Origin of the sequence: Cryobacterium sp. Y82 (assembly GCF_002929495.1) — a bacterium.
Taxonomy (GTDB): domain Bacteria; phylum Actinomycetota; class Actinomycetes; order Actinomycetales; family Microbacteriaceae; genus Cryobacterium; species Cryobacterium serini.
On record NZ_PJJJ01000024.1, the window covers coordinates 91,482 to 113,517 of the forward strand.

Annotated in this window: 23 protein-coding genes; 9 read left to right on the forward strand and 14 right to left on the reverse strand. The window is 65.0% G+C overall.

What is annotated here, in order from left to right; all coding sequences use genetic code 11:
- Window positions 1–37 precede the first annotated feature (37 nt).
- Genes CXY70_RS03330 through CXY70_RS03355 form a run of 6 tightly spaced genes read right to left on the reverse strand, consistent with a single transcriptional unit; the run spans window position 38 to window position 5,943 of the window.
- The gene (locus CXY70_RS03330; RefSeq protein WP_104190966.1) at window positions 38–808 is read right to left on the reverse strand and encodes an ABC transporter permease; all 771 of its coding nucleotides are present in this window, start codon (window positions 806–808) and stop codon (window positions 38–40) included.
- The gene (locus CXY70_RS03335) at window positions 805–1,632 is read right to left on the reverse strand and encodes an ABC transporter ATP-binding protein (protein WP_104190967.1); all 828 of its coding nucleotides are present in this window, start codon (window positions 1,630–1,632) and stop codon (window positions 805–807) included. The genes CXY70_RS03330 and CXY70_RS03335 overlap by 4 nt, the downstream gene beginning before the upstream one ends.
- Entirely contained in the window at window positions 1,629–2,585 is a 957-nt protein-coding gene (locus CXY70_RS03340; RefSeq protein WP_104190968.1) for an ABC transporter permease, read from the reverse strand. Before CXY70_RS03340 ends, CXY70_RS03335 begins: the two co-directional genes overlap by 4 nt.
- Before the next feature lie 8 nt (window positions 2,586–2,593).
- On the reverse strand, window positions 2,594–3,610 hold the full coding sequence (locus CXY70_RS03345; protein ID WP_104190969.1) for a TIGR03842 family LLM class F420-dependent oxidoreductase: 1,017 nt from the start codon (window positions 3,608–3,610) through the stop codon (window positions 2,594–2,596).
- Between the two features lie 8 nt (window positions 3,611–3,618).
- Window positions 3,619–5,052 carry a dihydropyrimidinase gene (gene hydA / locus CXY70_RS03350; RefSeq protein WP_104190970.1) on the reverse strand — a complete coding sequence of 478 codons (1,434 nt, stop codon included), beginning with the start codon at window positions 5,050–5,052 and terminating at the stop codon, window positions 3,619–3,621.
- Between the two features lie 27 nt (window positions 5,053–5,079).
- Entirely contained in the window at window positions 5,080–5,943 is an 864-nt protein-coding gene (locus CXY70_RS03355) for a nitrilase-related carbon-nitrogen hydrolase (protein WP_104190971.1), read from the reverse strand.
- 152 nt (window positions 5,944–6,095) lie between these two features.
- Between CXY70_RS03355 and CXY70_RS03360 the strand changes: the two genes are divergently transcribed.
- Window positions 6,096–7,463 (forward strand): PLP-dependent aminotransferase family protein, encoded by a 1,368-nt coding sequence (locus CXY70_RS03360; RefSeq protein ID WP_104190972.1) that lies wholly within the window; start codon window positions 6,096–6,098, stop codon window positions 7,461–7,463.
- A gap of 55 nt (window positions 7,464–7,518) precedes the next feature.
- On the opposite strand, the gene CXY70_RS03365 is transcribed toward CXY70_RS03360, so the two are convergent.
- Window positions 7,519–8,970 (reverse strand): FGGY family carbohydrate kinase, encoded by a 1,452-nt coding sequence (locus CXY70_RS03365; RefSeq protein WP_104190973.1) that lies wholly within the window; start codon window positions 8,968–8,970, stop codon window positions 7,519–7,521.
- 203 nt (window positions 8,971–9,173) lie between these two features.
- Here CXY70_RS03365 and CXY70_RS03370 point away from each other — a divergent pair, with 203 nt between their 5' ends.
- From CXY70_RS03370 to cofD, 4 genes are read left to right on the forward strand one after another with little or no spacing between them, the layout of a single operon-like run.
- The gene (locus CXY70_RS03370; protein WP_104190974.1) at window positions 9,174–10,163 is read left to right on the forward strand and encodes a putative F420-0 ABC transporter substrate-binding protein; all 990 of its coding nucleotides are present in this window, start codon (window positions 9,174–9,176) and stop codon (window positions 10,161–10,163) included.
- 22 nt (window positions 10,164–10,185) lie between these two features.
- Window positions 10,186–11,202: a putative F420-0 ABC transporter permease subunit gene (locus CXY70_RS03375; protein WP_104190975.1), complete on the forward strand. Its 1,017-nt coding sequence runs from the start codon at window positions 10,186–10,188 to the stop codon at window positions 11,200–11,202.
- A complete protein-coding gene (locus tag CXY70_RS03380; protein ID WP_104190976.1) occupies window positions 11,193–11,981 on the forward strand; it encodes an ABC transporter ATP-binding protein in 789 nt (262 codons plus the stop codon). The genes CXY70_RS03375 and CXY70_RS03380 overlap by 10 nt, the downstream gene beginning before the upstream one ends.
- The gene (cofD, locus tag CXY70_RS03385; protein WP_104190977.1) at window positions 11,978–12,955 is read left to right on the forward strand and encodes a 2-phospho-L-lactate transferase; all 978 of its coding nucleotides are present in this window, start codon (window positions 11,978–11,980) and stop codon (window positions 12,953–12,955) included. The genes CXY70_RS03380 and cofD overlap by 4 nt, the downstream gene beginning before the upstream one ends.
- Window position 12,956: 1 nt before the next feature.
- Here cofD and cofC read toward each other — a convergent pair whose 3' ends face one another.
- On the reverse strand, window positions 12,957–13,637 hold the full coding sequence (cofC, locus tag CXY70_RS03390) for a 2-phospho-L-lactate guanylyltransferase (protein ID WP_104190978.1): 681 nt from the start codon (window positions 13,635–13,637) through the stop codon (window positions 12,957–12,959).
- A gap of 108 nt (window positions 13,638–13,745) precedes the next feature.
- Between cofC and CXY70_RS03395 the strand changes: the two genes are divergently transcribed.
- Window positions 13,746–14,096, forward strand: coding sequence for a polyketide cyclase (locus CXY70_RS03395; protein ID WP_104190979.1), 351 nt, complete (start codon window positions 13,746–13,748; stop codon window positions 14,094–14,096).
- Here the strand turns inward: CXY70_RS03395 and CXY70_RS03400 are convergent.
- Window positions 14,093–14,875, reverse strand: coding sequence for a coenzyme F420-0:L-glutamate ligase (locus CXY70_RS03400; RefSeq protein ID WP_104190995.1), 783 nt, complete (start codon window positions 14,873–14,875; stop codon window positions 14,093–14,095). The two genes, CXY70_RS03395 and CXY70_RS03400, sit on opposite strands and share 4 nt — an antisense overlap.
- Window positions 14,876–14,923: 48 nt before the next feature.
- Window positions 14,924–15,925 carry a TIGR03557 family F420-dependent LLM class oxidoreductase gene (locus tag CXY70_RS03405; RefSeq protein ID WP_104190980.1) on the reverse strand — a complete coding sequence of 334 codons (1,002 nt, stop codon included), beginning with the start codon at window positions 15,923–15,925 and terminating at the stop codon, window positions 14,924–14,926.
- Between the two features lie 110 nt (window positions 15,926–16,035).
- Between CXY70_RS03405 and CXY70_RS03410 the strand changes: the two genes are divergently transcribed.
- Window positions 16,036–16,872 carry an exodeoxyribonuclease III gene (locus CXY70_RS03410; RefSeq protein ID WP_104190981.1) on the forward strand — a complete coding sequence of 279 codons (837 nt, stop codon included), beginning with the start codon at window positions 16,036–16,038 and terminating at the stop codon, window positions 16,870–16,872.
- Between the two features lie 95 nt (window positions 16,873–16,967).
- Here the strand turns inward: CXY70_RS03410 and putP are convergent, their stop codons facing one another.
- The 3 genes from putP to CXY70_RS03425 form a co-directional block, all read right to left on the reverse strand.
- Window positions 16,968–18,470 carry a sodium/proline symporter PutP gene (putP, locus tag CXY70_RS03415; protein WP_104190982.1) on the reverse strand — a complete coding sequence of 501 codons (1,503 nt, stop codon included), beginning with the start codon at window positions 18,468–18,470 and terminating at the stop codon, window positions 16,968–16,970.
- Window positions 18,471–18,730: 260 nt separating this feature from the next.
- A complete protein-coding gene (locus tag CXY70_RS03420) occupies window positions 18,731–19,453 on the reverse strand; it encodes a fumarylacetoacetate hydrolase family protein (RefSeq protein WP_104190983.1) in 723 nt (240 codons plus the stop codon).
- 16 nt (window positions 19,454–19,469) lie between these two features.
- Window positions 19,470–20,390 carry an AEC family transporter gene (locus CXY70_RS03425; protein WP_104190984.1) on the reverse strand — a complete coding sequence of 307 codons (921 nt, stop codon included), beginning with the start codon at window positions 20,388–20,390 and terminating at the stop codon, window positions 19,470–19,472.
- Window positions 20,391–20,470: 80 nt separating this feature from the next.
- Between CXY70_RS03425 and CXY70_RS03430 the strand changes: the two genes are divergently transcribed.
- On the forward strand, window positions 20,471–21,286 hold the full coding sequence (locus tag CXY70_RS03430; RefSeq protein WP_104190985.1) for an alpha/beta fold hydrolase: 816 nt from the start codon (window positions 20,471–20,473) through the stop codon (window positions 21,284–21,286).
- 28 nt (window positions 21,287–21,314) lie between these two features.
- Window positions 21,315–21,563: an SCO7613 C-terminal domain-containing membrane protein gene (locus CXY70_RS03435; RefSeq protein WP_369851621.1), complete on the forward strand. Its 249-nt coding sequence runs from the start codon at window positions 21,315–21,317 to the stop codon at window positions 21,561–21,563.
- A gap of 10 nt (window positions 21,564–21,573) precedes the next feature.
- On the opposite strand, the gene CXY70_RS17710 is transcribed toward CXY70_RS03435, so the two are convergent.
- Window positions 21,574–22,036: HNH endonuclease signature motif containing protein (locus CXY70_RS17710; protein ID WP_199183361.1), on the reverse strand; the 463-nt coding region annotated here is incomplete at its 5' end.

The window sequence follows — 22,036 nt, forward strand, 5'->3', positions numbered from 1 at the left end:
TGGTTGCTGGTGCTGTGAGTGTTTCCAGGTGGACCGGTTAGCCGCCGGATCGGCGGGTCACGAGCTTCTCCACAGCGAGAGCTGCGCAATAGAAGAGGAGACCAAGAATGATCGAGCCAAGCACGTAGGCCCAGGCCAGGCCATAGTTGCTGCTCGACGCGGCTGACGTGATCGACTTGCCGAGGCCGCCGACCGGTCCGCCGAAATATTCGGCGATCAGGGCGCTGATCACGGCGAGCGAGGACGCTACGCGCAGGCCGGTGAAGACATAGGGCAAGGCAGTGGGCAGGGTGACCGCCCGGGTGGCCTGCCAACTGGTGACGGCGTAGGCACGCATGAGGTCGCGGTGCACCGGACGCACCTGGCGCAGGCCCTTGAGGGTGTTGAAGTAGACCGGCACGAACACGGCGAGCGCCGCGACGAGCTGCCGGGCGGTCTCCGCGCCGGCGCCAAACATTGTGTAGAGCACCGGAGCGAGCGCCACGATCGGCACCACCGAGAGGGCGGCGACGACCGGCGCGACCATCTCGTCGAGCAGCCGCGCGAGGGCTGCCAGGATTGCGAGTGTGATACCGAACAGGGCGCCGATGATCAGGCCGATCAGGGAGTTGCGGCCGGTGACCGCCATTCCGCTGGCAACGTTGTTTAGATTGCCGGCGAATTCAGCGCCGATCGCAAAGGGTGCCGGCAGGATGAAGGCCTTGATGCCCAGCCCGGTGATTAGGGCCTGCCAGAGCGCAATGACGGCCACGCCGAACACGATCGGGGCCAGTACGGTCTGAACGAGCCGCGGCTGACTGGTTCTCATCGGGTCTCGACCCCCTGCGCTCCCGTTGGGGCAGCGGCATCGCCGTGCAGCAGGTCGCGCACCTCGCTGAGGGAGTGAAAGAAGCCCTCGTTTTCGCGCAGGTCCTCGCTGCGGCCGCTCATATCGCCAAGTCCCACGCTCACAATGGAGCGGATGCGCCCGGGCCGCGGCGACATGACCACCACGCGGTTGGAGAGAAACACCGCCTCGGGAATGGAGTGGGTGACGAACACAACGGCCGCCCGGGTCTCGACGCAGATGCGCACGAGTTCGTTCTGCATGCGCTCCCGGGTCATCTCGTCGAGAGCGCCGAACGGTTCGTCCATGAGCAGCAGGCTCGGGCTTTCGGCGAGCGAACGGGCGATCGCTACGCGCTGCTGCATGCCACCGGAGAGCTGGTCGGGGTAGTGGCTCGCAAAGTCGGCGAGCCCGACGAGCGTGATCAGTTCGGCCGCGCGACGGCGCCGGGTCGCCTTGCCCACTCCGTGCAGTTCGAGCGGCAGCTCAATGTTGCCGGCGACGGTGCGCCAGGGCAGCAGACCAGCCTGCTGAAAGGCGATGCCGTAGTCCTGATCGATGCGGGCCTGCCGGGCCGGCTTGCCGAACACCTCGATGCTGCCGCTGGTGGGAACGTCGAGGTCGGCGACGAGTCTGAGAAGCGTGCTCTTGCCGCATCCGCTCGGTCCGATCAGACTGACGAATTCACCGGGCGCAACCGTGAGGCTCACATCGTCGAGGGCAGTGACCCCCGGGCCTTTGCGGGCGGCAAAGATGCGGCTGACACTGTGCACATCCACGGCAGGCACATCCGTTGTGTTGGTCATGCTGACACCTCTTCCCTGCGAAAGCGCCGAAGGAACAAGCCGATCAGACCTACAAAACCGGCGGCGACCAGGCCGACCAGGATTGATCCGAAGATGGGCGCCCAGGGCTTGCCCGGATCATTGCCAGCCGCGCCGGCGTATTCAACGATGAGCCGGCCAATGCCGCCGCGCAGCCCGATCGACACCTCGGCGACGACGCTGCCGACCACGGCGCTGACCGCGGCCAGGCGCAGGGCCGGTAGTAGGTAGCCGACACTGGCTGGCAGGCGCAGCCGCCAGAGCGTCTTCCACCACCCCACCGAGTAGCAGTGCATGAGGTCGACGTGGTTGGTGTCGGGCGAGGCGAGGCCTCGCAGGGCGCCGACGGACACCGGGAAGAACGCGAGGTAGGAGGCGATCAGGGCCACCGACATCCAGCTCTCCCAACTGAATTCACCGAACTGGATCTGTGCGCCCCAGCGTCGCACGAGCGGGGCGATCGCGATCAGCGGCACGGTCTGGCTCAGAATGATCCACGGGAGGATGGCCGACTCGGCCAGGCGAAAACGCTGCATGAGCAGCGCCAGAGCGAGCCCCACGGTCACCCCGACCAGCCAGCCGACCGCCGCGATACCCAGGGTGAACAGCGAACCGGCCAGCACCGCCGCCCACAGCGGCAGAGCGGATGCCGCGCCGGTCACCGGCTCGAGCACGCGCTCGAACATGACCCAGAGATGGGGCATAGCCAGGTCGCTCGTGCGCGGCAGAACGGTAAGCGTGCCGATGACAACGCCGTCGACCGGACCAAAGGTCTTGTACAGCTCCCAGATCAGGGCGAGCAGCACGAGGCCGGCCAGGCCGAACAGGCCACCGCGCAGGCGAGTGCGCACCCCCGAACGCCGGGGCTGGTGCTGTTTCGCCACTCCGAGCGCCCCGCGCGTGAGCGGGGCGGCCTGCTCGCTGGTCGTCGACATCCGCTTGGCTATTTCGTGGCCATGATCGAGTCGGCCAGGGCTGGAATCACGGTCTCGCCGTAGACGCGCATCGTTTCTTCCTTGTTGTCGTGCTGTAGATAGCCGGCGAACTGGTCGACGCCGAGGTCTCTGAGCGCCTCCAGCTTTTCGATATGGTCTTTGGCGGTGCCGAGCAGGCAGAACCGGTCGACGATTTCGTCGGGCACGAAGGCAGCGTGTTCATTGCCGGCCTTGCCGTGCTGGTTGTAGTCGTAGCCCTCGCGGTTTTTGATGTAGTCGGTGAGCGCCTTGGGCACGGCGGAATCGGCACCGTACTTGGCGACGATGTCGGCCACGTGGTTGCCGACCATGCCGCCGAACCAGCGGCACTGGTTGCGCATGTGTTCCCAGTCTTCGCCGATGTAGGCGGGGGCGGCGACGCAGAACTTGATCGACAGCGGATCGCGGCCGGCGTTGGAGGCTGCTGTGCGCACGCTTTCGATCATCCACTTGGCGACGTCGAGGTCGGCCATCTGCAAGATGAAACCGTCGCCCACCTCACCGGCGAGCTTGAGCGCGAGCGGGCCGTACGCGGCGACCCACATCTCCAGGCTGGAGCCGCGACTCCACGGAAACTGCACGGTGGCGCCGTTGTATTCGACCGGCCTTGAGTTGGCGAGTTCTCGAATGACGTGGATCGACTCGCGCAGTGTTTTCAGGGTGGTCGGGGAGCCGTTGGTGGTGCGCACGGCTGAGTCGCCGCGGCCGATGCCGCAGATGGTGCGGTTGCCGTACATCTCGTTGAGGGTCGCGTAGGTCGACGCCGTGACCGTCCAGTCGCGGGTGGCCGGGTTGGTGACCATGGGACCGACGATGATTCTGCTGGTTTCGGCCAGGATGCGGCTGTAGATCACATAGGGTTCCTGCCAGAGCAGGTGTGAGTCGAAGGTCCAGACGTGGCTGTAGCCGTGTGCCTCGGCGAGTTTGGCCAGTTGCACGGTGCGCGATGACGGCGGGTTGGTCTGGAGTACTGCTCCGAAATCCATGTCTGCCCCTAAATCAAGTACTGGCTCAGGCCGCGTTTGATAAATCGGCCGTCACTCTTGGTGCCGAGGTAGGCGAAATCGTCGACGACGACCTTGCCGCGGGAGATGACGGTGTCGACGTGGCCGTCGATCTCGTAGCCCTCCCAGGCGGAGTAGTCCATGTTCATGTGGTGTGACTTTTCGACGCCAATGGACGTGTGTCCGTTCGGGTCGTAGATCACCACGTCGCCGTCGGCGCCAGGTGCGATGACGCCCTTCTGGCCGTACATGCCGAACATGCGTGCCGGGGTGGTTGAGCACACTTCGACCCAGCGTTCGAGGGAGATCTTGCCATCGACGACGCCCTGGTATAGGAGGTCCATGCGGTGTTCGACCGAGCCGATGCCGTTGGGAATTTTGGAAAAGTCGGTCAGGCCCATGTCTTTCTGGCCCTTCATGCAGAACGGGCAGTGGTCGGTGGAGACCATCTGGATGTCGTTCGTGCGCAGGCTCTGCCACATATGGTGCTGGTGACCCTCGGCCCTGGCGCGCAGCGGCGTAGAGCAGACCCACTTGGCGCCCTCGAAACGGCCCCACTCGTCGCTCTCTGCGCCGAGGTTGTCCTCGAGCGAGAGGTAGAGGTACTGCGGGCAGGTTTCGCCGAACACGTTTTGGCCGTTGTCCCTCGCTGTCGCGATCTGGTCCACCGCCTGCTTGGCTGAAACGTGCACAATATAAAGGGGAGCGCCGGTGAGGTTGGCGAGCATAATCGCCCGGTGCGTGGCTTCTTCCTCGGCCTGCCAGGGCCGGGTGAGGCCGTGATAGAGCGGGCCGGTGTTGCCGGCGGCGACGGCCTGCTGCACGAGCAGGTCGATGACGCTGCCGTTCTCGGCGTGCATCATGATCATGCTGCCGTTCTGGGCAGCCCGCTGCATGGCCTTGACGATCTGGCCGTCGTCGCTCAGGAACACGCCCTTATAGGCCATGAACAGTTTAAAACTTGAGACGCCCTCGTTCACGAGTTCGTCCATCGCGGTGAGGGAGGTGTCCTGCACGTCGGAGAGAATCTGGTGAAAGCCATAGTCGATGGCGCACTGTCCGGCGGCCTTCTGCTGCCAAGCGGCGTAGCGCTCGAGCACGTCCTCGCCGGCGTACTGCACGACGAAGTCGACGATGCTCGTGGTGCCGCCCCAGGCTGCGGCGCGGGTGCCGGTTTCAAAGGTGTCGCTGGCCTGGGTGCCGCCAAACGGCATCTCCATGTGGGTGTGGGCGTCGATGCCGCCGGGAATGACGTACTTGCCGCCCGCGTCGATGACGCGATCGACATTGCCCGCCACGTCGAATCCGAGCAGGTTCGCGCCGGGTGCGAGCACCGCGGCGATTTTCTCCCCGTCGATCAGCACATCCGCGAGCCCTCGGCCCGTGGCGTTGACCACGGTGCCGTTCTTGATCAAAGTCTTCATGGCATCCTCCGTTGTGGTCGGCTGGGGCTACGGCGCGACGAGGGGCTCATAGGAATCGGGGCGGCGGTCGCGGTAGAACTGCCAGGAGTTACGCACCTCGCGGATCACGCCGAGGTCGAGGTCACGCACCAGGATCTCTTCGGTGTCGGTCGACGCCCGCTCGCCGACGTAGTTGCCCTTGGGATCAACGAAATAGGAGCTGCCGTAAAAGGTCACGGCCTCCTCGCCGAACTCGGCTTTCTCGTTGCCGATACGGTTGTTGGCTCCGACGTAGTACTGGTTGGCCACCGCGGCGGCCGGCTGCTCGAGCTCCCAGAGACGGTTGGACAGTCCGGGCTTGGTGGCCGAGGGGTTGAACACGATCTCGGCGCCGTTCAAGCCGAGTGCGCGCCAGCCCTCGGGAAAGTGGCGGTCGTAGCAGATGTAGACGCCGATCTTGCCGTACTTCGTGTCAAAAACCGGGTAGTCGGTGTTGCCGGGGCGAAAGTAGAACTTTTCCCAGAACTGCGGCAGGTGGGGGATGTGGTGTTTGCGGTACTTGCCCAGGTAGGTGCCATCAGCGTCGATGACCGCGGCGGTGTTGTAGAGCACACCGGGCTGTTCTTCTTCGTACATCGGCACGACGATGACCATTTTGAACTCGGCGGCGAGCTTTTGAAAGCGCTCGACGATAGGGCCGGGCACGGCCTGCGCGTAGTCGTAGTACTTGGAGTCCTGCACGATGCCGAAATAGGGGCCATGAAACAGTTCCTGGAAGCAAATCACCTGCACGCCCTGGGCGGCCGCGGTACGCACGAAACCCTCGTGTTTGGCGATCATGGACTCCTCGTCGCCGGTCCAGGTGGCCTGGGTGATCGCTGTTCGAACGACGTTCCTACTGTCGACAGTCATGCTGTGCCTTCCACTTGCTTTCGTTAGTCAAGGGACAATGCGAACCGCGCTGTTCGTATTGTTATTATTTAACGTAAACATTTCAAATGTGTTTCTCTGTGTATCGCACGCATTATTCATCCTGTCGGCCAACGCACCCAAGGGCAAGGGCAATGCAGAACTTTATCGGCGAGATCGAGCAGCGCTCCCCCGCGGGGATAGCCGCGGCCATCGGCCGGCTGATTGCCTCCGGCCGGCTCGCACCGGGCGACCGCCTGCCCACCGTTCGAGCGCTGGCCGGCGAGCTCGGCGTGAGCCCCGCCACGGTCAGCCACGCCTGGCAGGCGCTCTCCGCGGTCGGCCTGATCACGTCACGTGGGCGCGGCGGCACCTTCGTGCAGGAAGCCGCACCCAAGTGGCTGCCGGCCCGCAGCCAGTCCATGGTTGGTGCGGTTGGCGCGGTTCGCCTCGACCTCTCGCGCGGCACGCCTGACCCGCGGTTGTTGCCGTCGCTGGGGCCGGCGCTTTCCCGGGTTTCCCAGCGAGCGGTGACGCCGAGCTACCAGGATCTGCCGATTATTCCGGAGCTGCTCGAGGTGCTGCGGGCTTCCTGGCCCTACCCGGCCCCGACCATCACCATCGTCGACGGCGCCCTCGACGCCATCTCGCGCAGCCTCGACGCGGTGACCCACTTCGGCGACCGAGTCATCGTGGAGAACCCGTCGTTTCCGCCGTTTTTCGACCTGCTCGACCAGCTCGGCCTCGAACGGCTGCCGGTGTCCGTCGACGAGCACGGCATCGTTCCGGCCGACTTCGCTGCGGCACTGAAGCTCGGCCCAGCGGTTGTGCTGTTGCAGCCGCGCGCGCAGAACCCGACCGGAGCGTCGATGACGGCGCATCGGGCCAAAGAACTGGCCCGGCTGCTACGCACAACTTTCGCGAGCGCTGACACCATCGTGATCGAAGACGACCATTCCGCCGAGATCAGCATCGCGCCCGACGTGAGTCTTGGCGTCTGGCTGCCGGAGCGCACGCTGCACGTGCGCAGCTTCTCTAAATCGCACGGCCCCGACCTGCGCATTGCCGCCCTCGGCGGGCCGACCGCGCTCATCGACCCGATCGTGTCACGGCGCATGCTCGGTCCCGGCTGGACCAGCCGCATGCTGCAAACTATTTTGCACGACCTGCTCACCAACGGCGAGAGCATGGCGCAGGTCAGCGAGGCCCGCCGCATCTACTTCGCCCGCCAGCGTGCCCTCGCCGACGCCCTGGCCGAGTGCGGGCTCAATGTGGTGCAAGCCGACGGCATCAATACCTGGCTGCCGGTGCACAACGAGCGTGACGCCATTGTGCGTCTCGCCGCGTCGGGCATTCGCGTGGCCGGCGGCTCGCCCTTTTTGTCGAACACCGGTGGTCCCGAGTTCATTCGGGTGACCGCCGGCGCCCTGCCCGACGACATACGACCCGTAGCCGAGGCCCTGCGCGCTGCGGCGCATCCGCTTGACGCTACTGTGAACCCGGTCGCTGCGCGCTGGTCGTAGCCCTCGCCAAACGCGGTTGGGCCGTTCGTTCAGCAGACCTGAATACAGAACCCAGTTATCGAGTCATTCCTTCGTTGCTCGCCTGCGCCACGACTCGATCGGATGCTTCCTGAAAACGGGCGAATCGTCCCTCGATGCGGGTGGATGGCTCAGGTTGAGACAGCAGTGCTTCATCTTCGTCGAAGACGACGGCCGGCCATCCTGCAATCTTTCCGGCGATAAGGGCCGCTCCCAAAGCGGTGGCGTTCTCGATGCGTCGACCGGCCACGGGGTGCCCCAGAACGTTTGCCGCTAGTTGCCGAATTCCGTGGTGTTTGCTGCCACCCCCGACCATTTGGATGAGTCCCGCATGCCCGGGCAGCTGGTCGATCGCTCGGCGGAGCCCAAAAAGCATCCCTTCGACCGCCGTGGCGGCGAGCATTTCACGACTGGTGCTCAGCCCCATTCCTTGCCAGCCGGCGTTCGATGCGTGAGTGAGCGCGGGGATTCGTTCACCGGCGAAGTACGGCAGGAAGACGGCTTCATCGTTGGGAATCGATAAATATGGCGATTCATAGATCTCGCTCCATTCCATTGCGAGCAGGTCACGCACTCGTTTGAGGGCGAGGCCACCGTTCAACGGGGCGGCCATTCCGAAATAAGACCCGGTCGCGGACCGGAATGAATGAAACGTCGGGTGCGCAGTGGCGGTTGGGGTGATGTCGGCCACGAGCGCCTGTACACCAGAACCCACGATGATCGACAACGTTGCAGACCCGGTGTTGATCGCTGTCAAGGTGGCGGCGACATCACCGCATCCCACAGAAACCGGGATACCCGCAGGAAGACTCCAACTCGCCGCAGTTGCAGCATCCAGACGCCCGGCAACGCTGCTGCTGGGACGGATTTCGGGAAACAGCGAGGCGCGAATGCCCAACTCGGCAGCGAGTTCACGGTGCCATCCATTGTTCACAACGTCCCATAGCAGCGTTGCGGAGGCGTCGGACGCGTCCGTGACGAGAACTTCTGGAATGAGTCGTGTACGGAGCCAATCTTTTGGGGACAGGAACCGATGGGCGCTACGGTACTGATCCGGCCAGTGACCTGCCGCCCAGAGCAGAAGAGGACCCGCCATTCCGGTGCCCAAAGGGTTGGCCAGTGCACTTTTTAAATGCGGCGCAAGTGTGCGCCACGTCTCAACTTCGGCCATTGCTCGAGTATCCGGCCACAGTAGCGCTGGGGCGATGGCCTCGCCGCGCTCGTCGACGAGGAGGACCCCATGCATCTGCCCATCGATGCCGACTGCTTCTATCTGTGCATCTGGTGCAAGCTGCCGGAGTTGACCGACGACCGAGCGTGCTGCCAACTCCCATTTGGCAGCATCGATTTGAGCCCATCCGCTGTGCGGGGAGTCGAATTCGTACTCAGCGGAAGCCGTCGCCACGACGCGTCCGTCATAGCGAAGAAGAGTGCCCTTGAGCCCGCTCGTCCCCAGATCCAGTCCAAGAACGCACTCTGTGTCAGCCATGTTCTTCCTTCAGGAATTGATCGGTCGATGTTGTCGGGGTCGCGGAGTCGGACCCGGTCTCATTGATCTAGAGTTTAGGCAGACCACCGGTTTGCTTTGACCGGTTCTGCTGGCCTGGATTTGGGCTGAGGTCCATCATTATTCCGCCAGTTTGCGGTGGCGTTGCCGCGTGCGACGAGCCGCGACGAGCCGAAAGAGACCTCATGAATCGACTTACCGTGTGCCTGGCTGCGCTGGCCACTTCGACCCTGCTGCTGAGCGGATGCGCCGCCGCCTTGTCGCCGGCCGCCACGCCCGCCGAGACTCCCGCCGCTGGCGCCGGCTATCCGGTGACAGCCTTTAACTGTGACCGGGTCGTCACTGTCGAGTCAGCCCCCGAACGCATCGTGTCGATCAAATCGTCGGCGACCGAACTGCTGTTGGCCCTCGGCGTCGGCGACCGCATCGTGGGTTCGGCCTTTCTCGACGGCCCGCTGCCAGAGTCGCTCGAAACGACAGGCGCCGACCTCAACGTGATCAGCGACTTTCTGCCCGGTCAGGAGGCTGTACTCGGACTGGACCCCGACTTCATCTACGGGGGCTGGGAATCCAATTTCACTGCGGACGGTGCAGGAGAACGTGACGCCCTAGAGACGCTCGGTGTGGGCACCTACGTCTCTCCCGCTGCCTGCAAGGGCGAGCGGATGCCCAACCCTCTCACCTTCGACACCGTCTTCAGCGAAATTGAGGAAGCCGGCGCAATCTTTGGGGCAGCGCCCGCCGCCGCCGACCTGGTCAGCGCCCTGCGGAACGAATTGGCCACGCTCGAACCGACCTCCACCGACACTTCCGCCCTCTGGTACTCCAGCGGCACCACCACGCCCTACGTCGGCGCCGGTATCGGCTCGCCGGAAATGATCATGAAGGCCGCCGGCCTGAGCAATATCTTCGCTGACGTGAACGACACCTGGACCTCGGTGGGTTGGGAATCGGTCATCGAGGCCAACCCGAGCGTCATTGTTTTGGTCGACGCCACCTGGAACACGGCCGCCTCAAAGATCGCCCACCTCGAATCCGACCCGGCCACCCAGGTGCTCGATGCCGTGAAGAACCAGCGTTATATCATCCTGCCGTTCGCTTCGACCGAAGCCGGCATCCGCAACGTAGAAGCGGCGTCCTCCGCGATCACCCAGCTAGCCGACCTGAACGAGTGATCTTGTTCAGTGGGGAACTGCGGTGACTCGGAGCAGATACCTCGGGTGGCTCCTCGCGGCCACCGTCACTTTGATTCTGGGGTGTGGTGTAGCCGTGACCATCGGGCCGGCCGCCGTGTCCCTCGGGCAGGTGGCGGGCAGCATCGGCGCCCACCTCGGCCTCGCGACGGAGCCCGTTCCGATCCTCATCGACTCCATCGTCTGGCAGCTGCGACTGCCCCGCGTGCTCACAGCTGCGCTGGTCGGCGCGGGCCTCGCGCTCAGCGGCGCCGTGATGCAGAGCGTAACGCGCAACCCCCTCGCCGACCCGTACCTGCTCGGGCTCTCAAGCGGGGCATCCGTCGGTGCGGTCTGCGTCGTGATTCTCGGTATCGGGTTTTTTCTGCCGGCCGCGGCATTTGCCGGCGCTTTGCTCGCCCTCGTCGCAACGCTGAGCATCGCCAGGGTCGGCGGCACGATCACCCCCGTGCGGGCCGTACTGGCGGGACTTGCCATCGCGCAGCTCGCCGGCGCCCTGACGTCATTCATCATTTTCTGGGCCGCCAAGGGCGACTCGTACCGCGAGATTCTCAACTGGCTGCTCGGCTCGGTGGCTGGCGCCACCTGGCAGAGTGTCACGATCGCCGCAACGGCAGTGGCCGTCGTGGGAACGGGCATCCTGTTGTCGGCGACCCGGCTCGACGCCTTCGCCTTCGGTGATACCGCGGCGGCAAGCCTCGGCATCAACGTGAACCGCACCCGCTGGGCGCTGCTTGGATCGGTCGCACTGCTGACCGGCGCGATGGTGGCCGTCAGCGGGTCGATCGGATTCGTCGGACTCATCCTGCCGCACCTCGTGCGCGGCGTCAGCGGCCCGGGGCACCGCCGGCTCCTGCCGCTGGTAGCGGTCTGCGGCGCGCTGTTTCTGGTCATCGCCGACACGCTCGCGCGCACGGTGTTCGATCCGCGCGAGTTGCCGGTGGGCATCATCACGGCGTTCATTGGCGTGCCGGTCTTCATTCTGCTGATCAAGAGAAAGAAATCGCACCTGTGGGCGTAGACCTCGACCAGCTGTCGTTTTCCATCGACGGCACCAGAATTCTGCGGAACGTTTCGGCGTCGCTTCCCACCGGCAGCGTCACCGGCCTGCTCGGGCCGAACGGTGCCGGCAAGTCCACCCTGCTGCGGCTCATCGCCGGCATCGACAAAGCGGATACCGGCGCTGTTTCCCTCGACGGCGCCTCGGTTGGGTCGTTGCCCCGGCGCGAAGCGGCCCGCCGCATCGCGCTGCTCGAACAGAACGCGGCGCCGAGTGTGGAGTTGACCGTGCTCGACGTCGTGCTGCTCGGCCGCATTCCACATCGCACCAGGCTGATGGGGTCGTTCGGCGGTGAGGATGACCGCGCCGTCGCCTTCAGCGCCCTCAAGACCGTCGGCGCGGCGGCGTTGGCCGAACGGTCCTGGCAGACCCTGAGCGGCGGGCAGCAGCAGCGCGTGCAGATTGCCCGGGCCATGGCACAGCAGCCGAGCCTGCTGCTGCTCGACGAACCGACCAATCACCTCGACGTCAGCGCCCAGCTCTCGCTGCTGGGGCAGGTGCGAGAGCTTGAAGTCACAGCGATCATGGCCCTGCACGACCTCAACCTTGCGGCGGCGTACTGCGACCATATCCTGCTGCTCGACGGCGGCCGGCTCGTTGCCACCGGCACCCCCGACGAGGTGCTCACCCCCGAGATCATCGGCGAGGTCTACGGCGTGGACTGCTTCGTTTTGCCACACCCGCGCGGCGGCCACCCGGTCATCGTGTACTCCGCCGCCACGTCGAAGGGCAACTCATGAGGAACGTAACCGTACTCGCCGGCGGCGTCGGTGGCGCCCGCTTCACCCGCGGGCTGCTCGCCCACCTCGCCACGGCCGCCCCCGACGCAGCCGTGACGGTGATCGTGAACACCGGCGACGACATGTGGCTCGACGGGCTGCGCATCTGCCCCGACCTCGACACCGTCATGTACACCCTCGGCGGAGGCATCAACGAAGAGCAGGGCTGGGGCCGACCCGAAGAAACCCGGCGGGCCTCCTCCGAGATTACCGCCTACGGCCGGGGCTGGTCGTGGTTCACACTCGGCGATCTCGACCTTGCCACGCACATCGTGCGCACCGATCTACTGCGAAGCGGGTCGACCCTCAGCGAAGCCACCGAGTTTCTGTGCCGGCGCTGGCAGCCCGGAGTGCGGCTACTGCCGATGAGCGACCAACCCGTCGAAACATATGTATGCCTCGATGAGAATATCGATGAGCATGCGGCCGGCGACTATATTCATTTTGAGGAATGGTGGGTGCGTTACCGCGCCCGAGTGGCCGTAACCCGGTTTGAGCAGCGAGGGCTGGCCAACGCGGTCGCAGCGCCCGGCGTGCTGGACGCCATCCAGACAGCCGACCTCATCGTGCTTCCGCCATCAAACCCGGTCGTGTCGATCGGCACGATTCTGGCCGTACCCGGCGTTCGCGACGCCCTGCGTTCCACGAGGGCCCTGGTGGCCGGTGTGTCCCCGATCATCGGCGGCGCGGCCGTGCGCGGCATGGCCGACGCCTGCCTGCACACGATCGGGGTCGACACGAGCGCCCTCGCCGTCGGACTGCACTACGGCGCCCGCAGTCAAGGTGGGCTCCTGGACGCCTGGCTCGTCGACGAAACGGATGCCGCGGCGCTGCCCGCGCTGACGGCCGCCGGCATCCGTTCTGCTGCGGCGCCGCTGTGGATGACCGACCTGCCCGCCACGACCGCGATGGCCGCCGCCGTGCTCGCCCTGTGAACTAGAGCTGGGCGAGCAGCGCGCTCGTGTGCGGGCCGAGCCCGAGTGTGCGGGCTACGTCGAGGTCGACAATGGTGTCGACATCGTGACGCAGCGTCGAGGGGGGCGGCAGGTCGAGAACAACGTGCCCGGCGGCCTGGTGCGCGGCGCATGAGCCAACTCCGAACTGCGGCGTGAACGAGATGCCAGAACGGGCAAACAGACTCGTCGTTCCCACGCCTTCGGCGTCGGGTACCACGGACCGTGTGTGCTGGGCGGCGAGCACGAAGGCAGCGTCAAGGTCGGTCGGGTGCAGGGCGGGCAGGTCCCCGGTCAGCACGGCCAGATTCGCGTCGGGCTGGTCGAGTCGCGCGGCCACGACGCCCTGCATGATCGCTGCATTCAACCGGGCATACCCCGTTTCAGCGCCGGGCACCTCGGGCACGATGACCGCGCCGAGCCCGGCGAGCAGCGCTCCCAGACGTGCACTCGCGGTCACCACGAACACGCGTGCCACAGCGGATGCCGCCACCAGCGCCGCCACCGTGTCGAGCGCGAACGCATCGGCGAGCGCGGCCCGTTCGGGCCCAGCCCCGAGTCTGCTCTTCGCCTCCAAGCTCCCCTTGATGGGAACGACAACCACCCAGTTGGCCGCGGCTGGCGGCGACGACGGTCGGTCGACTGTGCCGCGTGTTTCGTCCATGGCAAAACGCTAGCAGCGTCGGGCGCAGTCGGCGCGCGGTAGCCTCAAGGGTCGACGGCAAACATCCGTCGACCCGAATACGTTCGTTTGAACTACCCAGGAGGTTTCATGTCAGTCACCACCCAGGCACGCACGCTGCCCATGTCGATCACCACCTACCTTGAACGCAGCGCGAGCCCCAAGCCCGCGTCCGCCAGAGCGACCTTCACCGAGAACGCGGTCGTCATCGATGACGGCAAGACCTACACGGGCGAGGTGGCCATCGCCGCCTGGCTCGCCGGCAGCGTTGCCGAGTTCGAGTACACGACCACCCCGCTGCGCACCGAGACAGATCAATCGTCCACGACCGTCGTCAACCGCGTCGAGGGCAACTTTCCCGGCCGCAGCGTCGACCTGAACTACCGTTTCGAGCTCGACGCCGAAAGCGGCCTGATCGAGGCCCTCACGATCTCGATTTAGTCTCTTCCAGCCGCGAGCCCCGCGGCGTACCCCTCGGCATACCCCTCGGCACAGGCCTCCGCCGTGCCGAGCCGGAACATGTCGCTGTCACTCTGCCGCTGCAATGCCCGAGCGCCGGGAAGCGCCAGGGCGCCGACCAGGCGGCCAAGTCCGCGCACCACGGCGACCGGGTTGCCGCTGGTCTTGCCCTTGACCAGGTCGGCAGCGGCAGCGATCTCATCGGCGACGGCCGCGACCGTGACGTCGAGGCGGCGGCCGGAAGTATCCGCTGTGCCACGCAGGTCGTCGAGCACCGCGAACCCGGCCGCGCCAATGGCCATGTCGGTCTGGCCTTCCCGCCAGGGACGCCCGGCGGTATCGGTCACCAGCACGCCGAGTTGCAGCCCGGTGCGCTCGCGAAGGGCAGCGCAGATAATGCGCGCAGAGGAATCCGGATCAACCGGCAGCAGCAGCACCATGCCATCGGGGGCATTACTGGTGTCGACGCCAGCCGCGGCCATGACCAGACCCTGCCGGTTTTCGACGATGCGCGTGACACCACCGGGGTGCGCCCGCGAGGCCACGACGCGCACGGTCTCGTCGGTGATCGCCTGCTCCCGATTCACCGCCGCCACGACGCGGCCCTCGGCCTTTGAGACGATTTTGCTGGTAATTGCTACGATATCGCCGTCGAGCAGGCGCGACCGCGCTGCCTCCGCGATCAGGCCGGCAAGGTCGTCGCCGGCCTGAATCTCGCCGAATCCACCGAGCGTGAACACCTTGAGGCCGAACAGTTCCATAGCGCCCACTTCTGCGGCGGCAGCGTCGGGCCGGGAATCGTACGGCATCTATCGAACGAGCTTCGGCAGAACGGATGCACCAAAGACGTCGATCCACTGCTTCTGATTGCGGCCGACGTTGTGCAGGTAGATGCGATCAAAGCCGAGGTCGACGAACTTCTGAATGTATTTGCGGTGCTCGTCGGGATCGGCCGAGATGATCATGCGGCCCTCGAAGTCTTCCGGACGCACGAGCTTGGCCATTTGCTCGAACTCAAACGGCGAACGGATGTCGCCCTTCGGAAACTTCATGCCACCGTTCGGCCACTCGTGCAGCGCACTGGTCATGGCCTCCTCGTCGGTTTCGGCCCAGCTCATGTGCAGCTGCAGCACCTTGGGCATGATCGACGGGTCCTTGCCGGCCTCGCGGGCACCGTCGTCGAACTTGCCGAACAGCATCGAGATCTTCTCCAGCGGGGCGCCGACCGTAATGAGGCCGTCGGCGAGCCGGCCGGCACGCTTGGCGGTGACCGGGCCGGCGGTGGCGACCAGAATCTCGGGGGCTACCTCGGGCATGGTCCACAGCCGGGTCGACTCGAGCTTGAAGAACTGACCGGAGTGCTTGACGTCCTTGCCGGCGATCGACCCGGCGAACAGCTTCGAGATGATCTCGATGGCCTCGAACATGCGGTTGATGCGCTCGGGCGCTTCGGGCCAGTAGCCACCAACGATGTGCTCGTTCAGGGCCTCGCCAGAACCCAAGCCCAGCCAGTGCCGACCAGGATACATTGACGCCAGTGTGGCCGAAGCCTGGGCCACCATCGCCGGGTGCCAGCGAAAAGTCGGGGCGGTCACGCCGGGACCGAAGTCGCCCTTGGTGCGCTCGGCGATCGCGGCGAGCACGCTCCAGACGAAACTCGACTGCCCCTGGGCCGGAACCCACGGCTGAAAGTGATCGGCCGCCATAACGCCGGTGAAACCGTGCTCCTCGGCGTAGGCCGAGAGCGCGACCGCCTCAGCCGGTGCGAACTGCTCCAACATGGCCGCATAGCCAATCTGCAACTCCGTCATTGTGACCTTCCTGCGCCTAAAGATTTTGTACCCATTCAATCGCAACACGACGAGAAGCGCATTCGATACCGCCGAGCCGGCATCCGCTTGGCGCCTTATAGGCTGAGAGCATGCGCATTGCCACCTGGAACGTCAACTCCGTTCGTGCCCGCTCCGGGCGCATTATCGACTGGATGGAACGCGAGGACATCGATGTTCTGGCCATGCAGGAGATCAAGTGCAAGCCCGAACAGTTTCCGTCCCAGGTATTCGAAGACGCCGGCTACGACCTCGCCATTCACGGCCTGAGCCAGTGGAATGGCGTGGCGTTCGCGAGCCGCGAACCGATGACGGATGTCGTCACCGCCTTTCCGAATATGCCCGGCTTTCAAAAAGGTGCCGTCGGTCCAGATCAGCCGCTCGAGGCGCGCGCGCTCGGCGTGACCGTGAATGACCTGCGGCTGTGGAGCCTGTATGTGCCGAACGGGCGCGCTCTCGGCGACCCGCACTATGCCTACAAGCTGGGCTGGCTGAACGCCCTCAAGTCCCATGCGGCCGAGGAACTTAGCCGACACCCCGCACTCGCCCTGGCGATGATGGGCGACTGGAACGTCGCCCCCCGCGACGAAGATATGGGCGACCCGAGCTTCGTACCCGGTCTGTCGACCCACATCTCGCCCGAAGAACGTGCAGCGTTCGACGCCTTCGAGCAGGCCGGTCTGAGCGACGTCGTGCGACCGATCGTGCCGGAGGGTTTCACCTTCTGGGACTACAAGCAGCTGCGTTTTCCGCGCAACGAGGGCATGCGCATCGACTTTATCCTCGGCTCGCCGGCCTTCGCCGACCTCGTGACGGATGCCAGCATCCACCGTAACGAACGCAAGGGCGACGCCCCGAGCGACCACGTGCCGGTGCTCGTTGACCTCGATCTCGGCGGCGATGACGACGATCGTCCGATGATTTTCTAAACCCTGCAGCCGGCCACGCGGACACAAACACAGACGGCACCGGTCCCCAGCCGTGAGGCCGAGGGCAGGTGCCGTCGTATCGTGCCAGGTGCGCGCTACGCGGAGATCTTCTCCGGTACCTGATACTTGGGGTGAGCCTGCTCCGCAGCGGCATCGAATTCAGCGTCGATGTCGGCGTTGGGCTTGTAGGTCACGAGGGAAACCACGGCGGCCACGATCAGGCTGGCCGCGAAGCCGGGCACGATCTCGTACAGGATATCGCCGAGCGGGGAGTTGCCCCAGATGAAGACAACGACGGCACCGGTGACCATCGAGGCGAGGGCGCCCCAGGTGGACAGCTTCTTCCAGTACAGCGAGAGGATAACCACAGGTCCGAAGGCGGCACCGAAACCGGCCCAAGCGAAGCCGACCAGGTCGAGAATGGTGGAGTTCTGCTGCAGCGCGATGAGTCCGGCGACAACGGCAACGAGTAGTACGCCGACCCGTCCGAGCATGACGAGTTGCTTCGGGGCCGCGTCCTTGCCGACGATCTTGTAGAGGTCCTCGACCAAAGCCGACGAGGAAACGATCAGCTGCGAGGAGATCGTACTCATGATGGCGGCCAGCACAGCGGCCAGAACGAGGCCCGCGATGAAGGGGTGGAAGAGGGTCTGCGAGAGCAGCAGGAACACCGTTTCCGGGTTGGCGAGCGTCAGGTCCGGGTTCTGCTGGAAGTACGCGAGTCCGATCAGGGCAGTCGCGACAGCGCCGAGAGAGGTGGCGACCATCCAGCCGATGCCGATTCGGCGTCCGGCCGTGGCATCCTGCGGGGTGCGCAGGGCCATGAAACGCACGATGATGTGCGGCTGGCCGACGTAACCGAGGCCCCAGGCAACAGCCGAGATCACACCGAGCACGGATCCGCCGGCCGTGATGGACAACAGGTTCGGATCGATTTCGCGGATGGACTCGAGCGTGGCGACGACTCCGCCGGTGGCATTGAGCGCCACGAAGGGCACCGCGATCAGTGCGACGAGCATAAGGATGCCCTGGGCGACGTCGGTGAGGGTGGCGCCGAGAAAACCGCCGAACAGCGTGTAGAGCAGGGTGACGCCGGCCACGATGAGCATGCCGGTGAGGAAGGTGGAGCCGAAGGATTCTTCAAAGAAGACGCCGCCGGCCACCATGCCCGAGGAGACGTAGAAGGTGAAGAACACCAGGATGATCAGGCCGGAGACCACGCGCAGCAAACGCGAAGTGTCTTTCAGCCGATTTTCGAAGAAGCTCGGAATGGTGATGGAGTTCTTCGACACGAAGGTATAGGAGCGCAGCCGCGGAGCAACGAACTTCCAGTTCAGCCAGGCACCGATGGTGAGGCCGATCGCTATCCAGGCCTCGACGAGGCCGGATACGTAGATGGCCCCGGGGAGACCCAGCAGTAGCCAGCCGGACATGTCTGACGCGCCGGCGCTCAGCGCAGCCGTACCGGGTTTGAGGCCTCGGCCGGCGAGCATGTAGTCGTCAAGATCTTTGGTCTGCCGAAAGGCAAAATACCCGATGGCGACCATGCCAGCGAGGTATAAAACGATCGCGATTATCTGAAATGTTTGATCCGTCAATGGGATTCCTTTGTTGGGATGCCCGACGTACTGGACGTGATTACCCGCGTTGCGGGCAAGGTCAAGACTCCAGTCTCGCAGAAATACGGGCTTTACGCCATGTTTGACCACCCAATTGCCCACGTAACCGTTTGTTAACAGAGGGGCTTACCCCCTGTCCGAGGCTGTGCGCCGCCGGTCCAGAATGCCCTCACACGGCCGACGATCCCGTCGTCCCTTCCGTTGTTTTGCAGAATTGGATACAGTCTCAAAATGATGCGTCAGACCACGTGAAAGGCGAGGTCGCCGACCCCGTCGATGCCGGCGGTGACGGCACTTCCCGGCCCAATTCGGCCCACACCGGCAGGAGTACCGGTGAAAATGAGGTCACCGGGCCGCAGGGCGACAAACCGCGACAGAGCGGCGATCACGTCGGGCACTGGCCAGATCTGGTCGGCAAGGTCGCCGTCCTGATGGGTCACGCCGTCGACATTGAGCCAGATACGTGCCGAAGCTGGATGGCCGACCTCGCTGGCGGCAACGAGCGCAGTGCAGGGTCCCGAGAAATCGAAGCCCTTGGAGAGATCCCAGGGGCGACGCAGTGCTTTGGCGGCATTTTGGAGATCGCGCCGGGTGAGGTCGACGCCGCCGCCGTAGCCGACGACGTGGGTGAGGGCATCCGCCGCCGCAATGTCGGCGCCGCCGACGCCGATCGCGACCACGAGTTCCATCTCGTAGTGCAGGTTGTCGGTCTCTGACGGGAAGGGAACCGTGTGCGGAGCGACACTGTACGCGGGAACGCCCTCGTCGACGGCGAACACGGCGTCGGCCGGCTTGGCGAAGAAGAACGGCGCCTCGCGGTCGGGGTCGTTGCCCATTTCGCGGGCATGATCGGCGTAGTTGCGTCCGACGCAGTACACCCGGTGCACGTAGAAGCGCTCAGCGGAGCCGATGATCGGCAAGCTGGTGGCCTCGGGTGCGGTAAACGGGCCAGAAGTAGACATGCGGTCCTTTCGGGACTCAGGCGAGCAGGGCCGCGATGACGAGTAGAGCGGGCATCGACAAAATCGTGGTGAGAAAAACGGTGTCCCGGGTGACGACCATGGCTCGATCGTAACGCGAGGCGAAATTGAAGATGTTCTGCGCGGTCGGCAAAGCCGAGACGGCGACTACGGCGAAGAGCTCGGCGCCATCAAGATCGAACACGAAGCGTCCGAACAGAAACGCGATGATCGGCATCAGTACGACCTTGATCATGGTGGCCGCCACGACCTGTTTACGCCCGGTTCCGGCCTTCAGTAGTCGTTGGCCGTGCAGCGACATGCCAAATGAGAGCAGCACCAGGGGAATGGCGGCTCCGCCGATCAGTTCGAACGGCGCCAACACCGGGGCTGGCAGGGTGATATCGAAGGTCGCCACGAGCACGCCGGCAAGCGAGCCGAGAATCATCGGGTTTCGAAACGGCTGCGTCACGAGCGACACGAACGAGGCCCGGCCTCTGGTGGCCACGTCGAGAACGGCCAGGATGGTCGGGGCCAGAATCACCAGCTGAAGCAGCAGTACGGGCGCCACATACTGGGCGCTGCCGAGCACGTAGATGGCCACAGGCAGCCCAATGTTGTTGGCGTTGACGTAGGTCGCGCTCGAGGCACCGAGCACCGTCTCGGCCAGCGGCGTTCGAAAGAACAGCCGCGCGAGGGCGAGGTAGATGACCACGCCGACCACGAGGGTGCAGACGATGGCGACCAGAAATACAGAGAAAATCACCGATACGTCCGCGTGAGAGAGCACGGTGAACAGCAGCGCGGGAGTGGCGACGAAGAAGGCCATTCGGTTGAGTACCCGGCCTGCGCCCGCGCCGATAATGCCGAACCGCTCGACAAAATACCCGATCAGGATGACAAACCCGATAATCGAAAACCCAACCAATACACCGCCCATTCTGACGAGCCTAAGGCTTACCCCAGCACGAACCGGCACGGCCCTTTCGGCCGTGCGATCGACGTTGCTACGCTCAACGCATGCCCCGACTCGACGTTCCTGGCGCTTCCCTCTATTACGAGACCCAGGGAGACCCCGACTCGCCCGCCCTGCTCCTGCTCCACGCGGGCATCGCGACCCTGCGCATGTGGGACCCGCAGGTCGCGGCCCTCTCGGCCCGCCACTATGTCATCCGCTTCGATACCCGTGGTTTCGGCCAAACCACGACCGAGAATGTTGAATTCTCCAACCGAGCGGATGCCACGGCGCTGCTCGATCATCTCGGCGTGGCTCGAGCCACCCTGATCGGGTGCTCGCGCGGAGGCACGATCGCGATCGATCTTGCTGTGGCAAGCCCCGAGCGCGTCGCAGGCCTGGTCACTATTGGGTCAGGACCCAGCGGATTTCCCGATGTGGAGCTCACCGAACGTGAAGACGCCCTGTTCGACAAGCTGGATGCGGCCTTCACCGGCCGGCAATGGCCGCGGCTGGCGCGGCTCGAAGTTGCATTGTGGGCGGTCGGGCCGACCCGCAAGGCGGCCGACGTCGACCCCGCCTTTCTGGCCCTCGCGCAGGAGCTCAACCTTCGTAACGTCATCCACGCCACGGAAGCGCCAATCCCGATTCCGCTCGAGCCCGCCGCGCTCGACCGGGTCAGTGACATTGACGTTCCGGCGCTGGTGACCGTGGGCGAGCTCGACGTCACGTCGTCGCTGGCTCACTACGAATTTTTGTTGGAAATGCTGCCGCAGGCCAGCGGCTGCACGTTCCGCGACACCGCTCACCTGCCGAGTGTCGAGCATCCGCTGGAGTTTCAGCGCGTGTTGGTCAGCTGGCTCGCGACCAACAGCCTCTGATCCTTCCGTCTCCTCCCCCGCCCGCGTCGTGGGCAATTGTCTACTGCAAGCGCCGTTCGTGATCGGTGCTGCCGTGCTGCTGATCAACGGTGTCGCCCAGCTTTGGCCGTGGATCGCCCTCGCCTACAGCGTGGTTCCGTGGTTCCGTGGTTCCGTGGTTCCGTGGTTCCTCTGGCTCGGTGGCGGTGGCATCCTGCTTATCGTTCTCGCTGCACGCTACGAACAGCGCATAGCGAACTTCAAGTCGGTTGCCCTGCGCATCAGCGCGCTGCGGTAGCCGGTTACACCTAGAACGGCTGCGGGTCGGGGTCGGTGATGTCCCAGGCCGAGGCCCACGGGTTGGGCGGAGCCGGTTCGACTGCGGGCTCGGGTTGCGGTGGGGGTGGTGACGTGTCGGCCTGTTGTCGCAGGGGGCTGATGCGGGTGGCGGGGTCGGTGGCGTAGTGTTTGCCGGCGGGGCTGGTCCAATTGAGGGGGCCGTCAAGGTCGACGGTGACGGTCCAGGCGGAGTAGTGCTTCAGATTGTGGTGAGCGGGGCAGAGGTGGTGCAGGTTGGTGGCGGTGGTGGGGCCGCCGAATTGTTTGTCGCGGGTGTGGTCGAGGTCGCTGTGCCCGGCGGAGCGGTTGCAGCCGGGGAACCGGCAGGTCCCGTCCCGCAGGCGCAAATACTTCTTCAAGCTTGCCGGCACCCGGAACGGTTCTGCGCTGACATCGAGCACGATACCGGTGTGCGGGTGGGTGAGGATGCGC

What these genes read in the sequence shown, in the direction of transcription:
- CXY70_RS03330 (WP_104190966.1), bottom strand. Translation starts at nt 808, where the DNA reads ATGAGAACCAGTCAGCCGCGGCTCGTTCAGACCGTACTGGCCCCGATC.
- CXY70_RS03335 (WP_104190967.1), bottom strand. Translation starts at nt 1,632, where the DNA reads ATGACCAACACAACGGATGTGCCTGCCGTGGATGTGCACAGTGTCAGC.
- CXY70_RS03340 (WP_104190968.1), bottom strand. Translation starts at nt 2,585, where the DNA reads ATGTCGACGACCAGCGAGCAGGCCGCCCCGCTCACGCGCGGGGCGCTC.
- CXY70_RS03345 (WP_104190969.1), bottom strand. Translation starts at nt 3,610, where the DNA reads ATGGATTTCGGAGCAGTACTCCAGACCAACCCGCCGTCATCGCGCACC.
- hydA (WP_104190970.1), bottom strand. Translation starts at nt 5,052, where the DNA reads ATGAAGACTTTGATCAAGAACGGCACCGTGGTCAACGCCACGGGCCGA.
- CXY70_RS03355 (WP_104190971.1), bottom strand. Translation starts at nt 5,943, where the DNA reads ATGACTGTCGACAGTAGGAACGTCGTTCGAACAGCGATCACCCAGGCC.
- CXY70_RS03360 (WP_104190972.1), top strand. Translation starts at nt 6,096, where the DNA reads ATGCAGAACTTTATCGGCGAGATCGAGCAGCGCTCCCCCGCGGGGATA.
- CXY70_RS03365 (WP_104190973.1), bottom strand. Translation starts at nt 8,970, where the DNA reads ATGGCTGACACAGAGTGCGTTCTTGGACTGGATCTGGGGACGAGCGGG.
- CXY70_RS03370 (WP_104190974.1), top strand. Translation starts at nt 9,174, where the DNA reads ATGAATCGACTTACCGTGTGCCTGGCTGCGCTGGCCACTTCGACCCTG.
- cofD (WP_104190977.1), top strand. Translation starts at nt 11,978, where the DNA reads ATGAGGAACGTAACCGTACTCGCCGGCGGCGTCGGTGGCGCCCGCTTC.
- cofC (WP_104190978.1), bottom strand. Translation starts at nt 13,637, where the DNA reads ATGGACGAAACACGCGGCACAGTCGACCGACCGTCGTCGCCGCCAGCC.
- CXY70_RS03395 (WP_104190979.1), top strand. Translation starts at nt 13,746, where the DNA reads ATGTCAGTCACCACCCAGGCACGCACGCTGCCCATGTCGATCACCACC.
- CXY70_RS03400 (WP_104190995.1), bottom strand. Translation starts at nt 14,875, where the DNA reads ATGGAACTGTTCGGCCTCAAGGTGTTCACGCTCGGTGGATTCGGCGAG.
- CXY70_RS03405 (WP_104190980.1), bottom strand. Translation starts at nt 15,925, where the DNA reads ATGACGGAGTTGCAGATTGGCTATGCGGCCATGTTGGAGCAGTTCGCA.
- CXY70_RS03410 (WP_104190981.1), top strand. Translation starts at nt 16,036, where the DNA reads ATGCGCATTGCCACCTGGAACGTCAACTCCGTTCGTGCCCGCTCCGGG.
- CXY70_RS03420 (WP_104190983.1), bottom strand. Translation starts at nt 19,453, where the DNA reads ATGTCTACTTCTGGCCCGTTTACCGCACCCGAGGCCACCAGCTTGCCG.
- CXY70_RS03425 (WP_104190984.1), bottom strand. Translation starts at nt 20,390, where the DNA reads ATGGGCGGTGTATTGGTTGGGTTTTCGATTATCGGGTTTGTCATCCTG.
- CXY70_RS03430 (WP_104190985.1), top strand. Translation starts at nt 20,471, where the DNA reads ATGCCCCGACTCGACGTTCCTGGCGCTTCCCTCTATTACGAGACCCAG.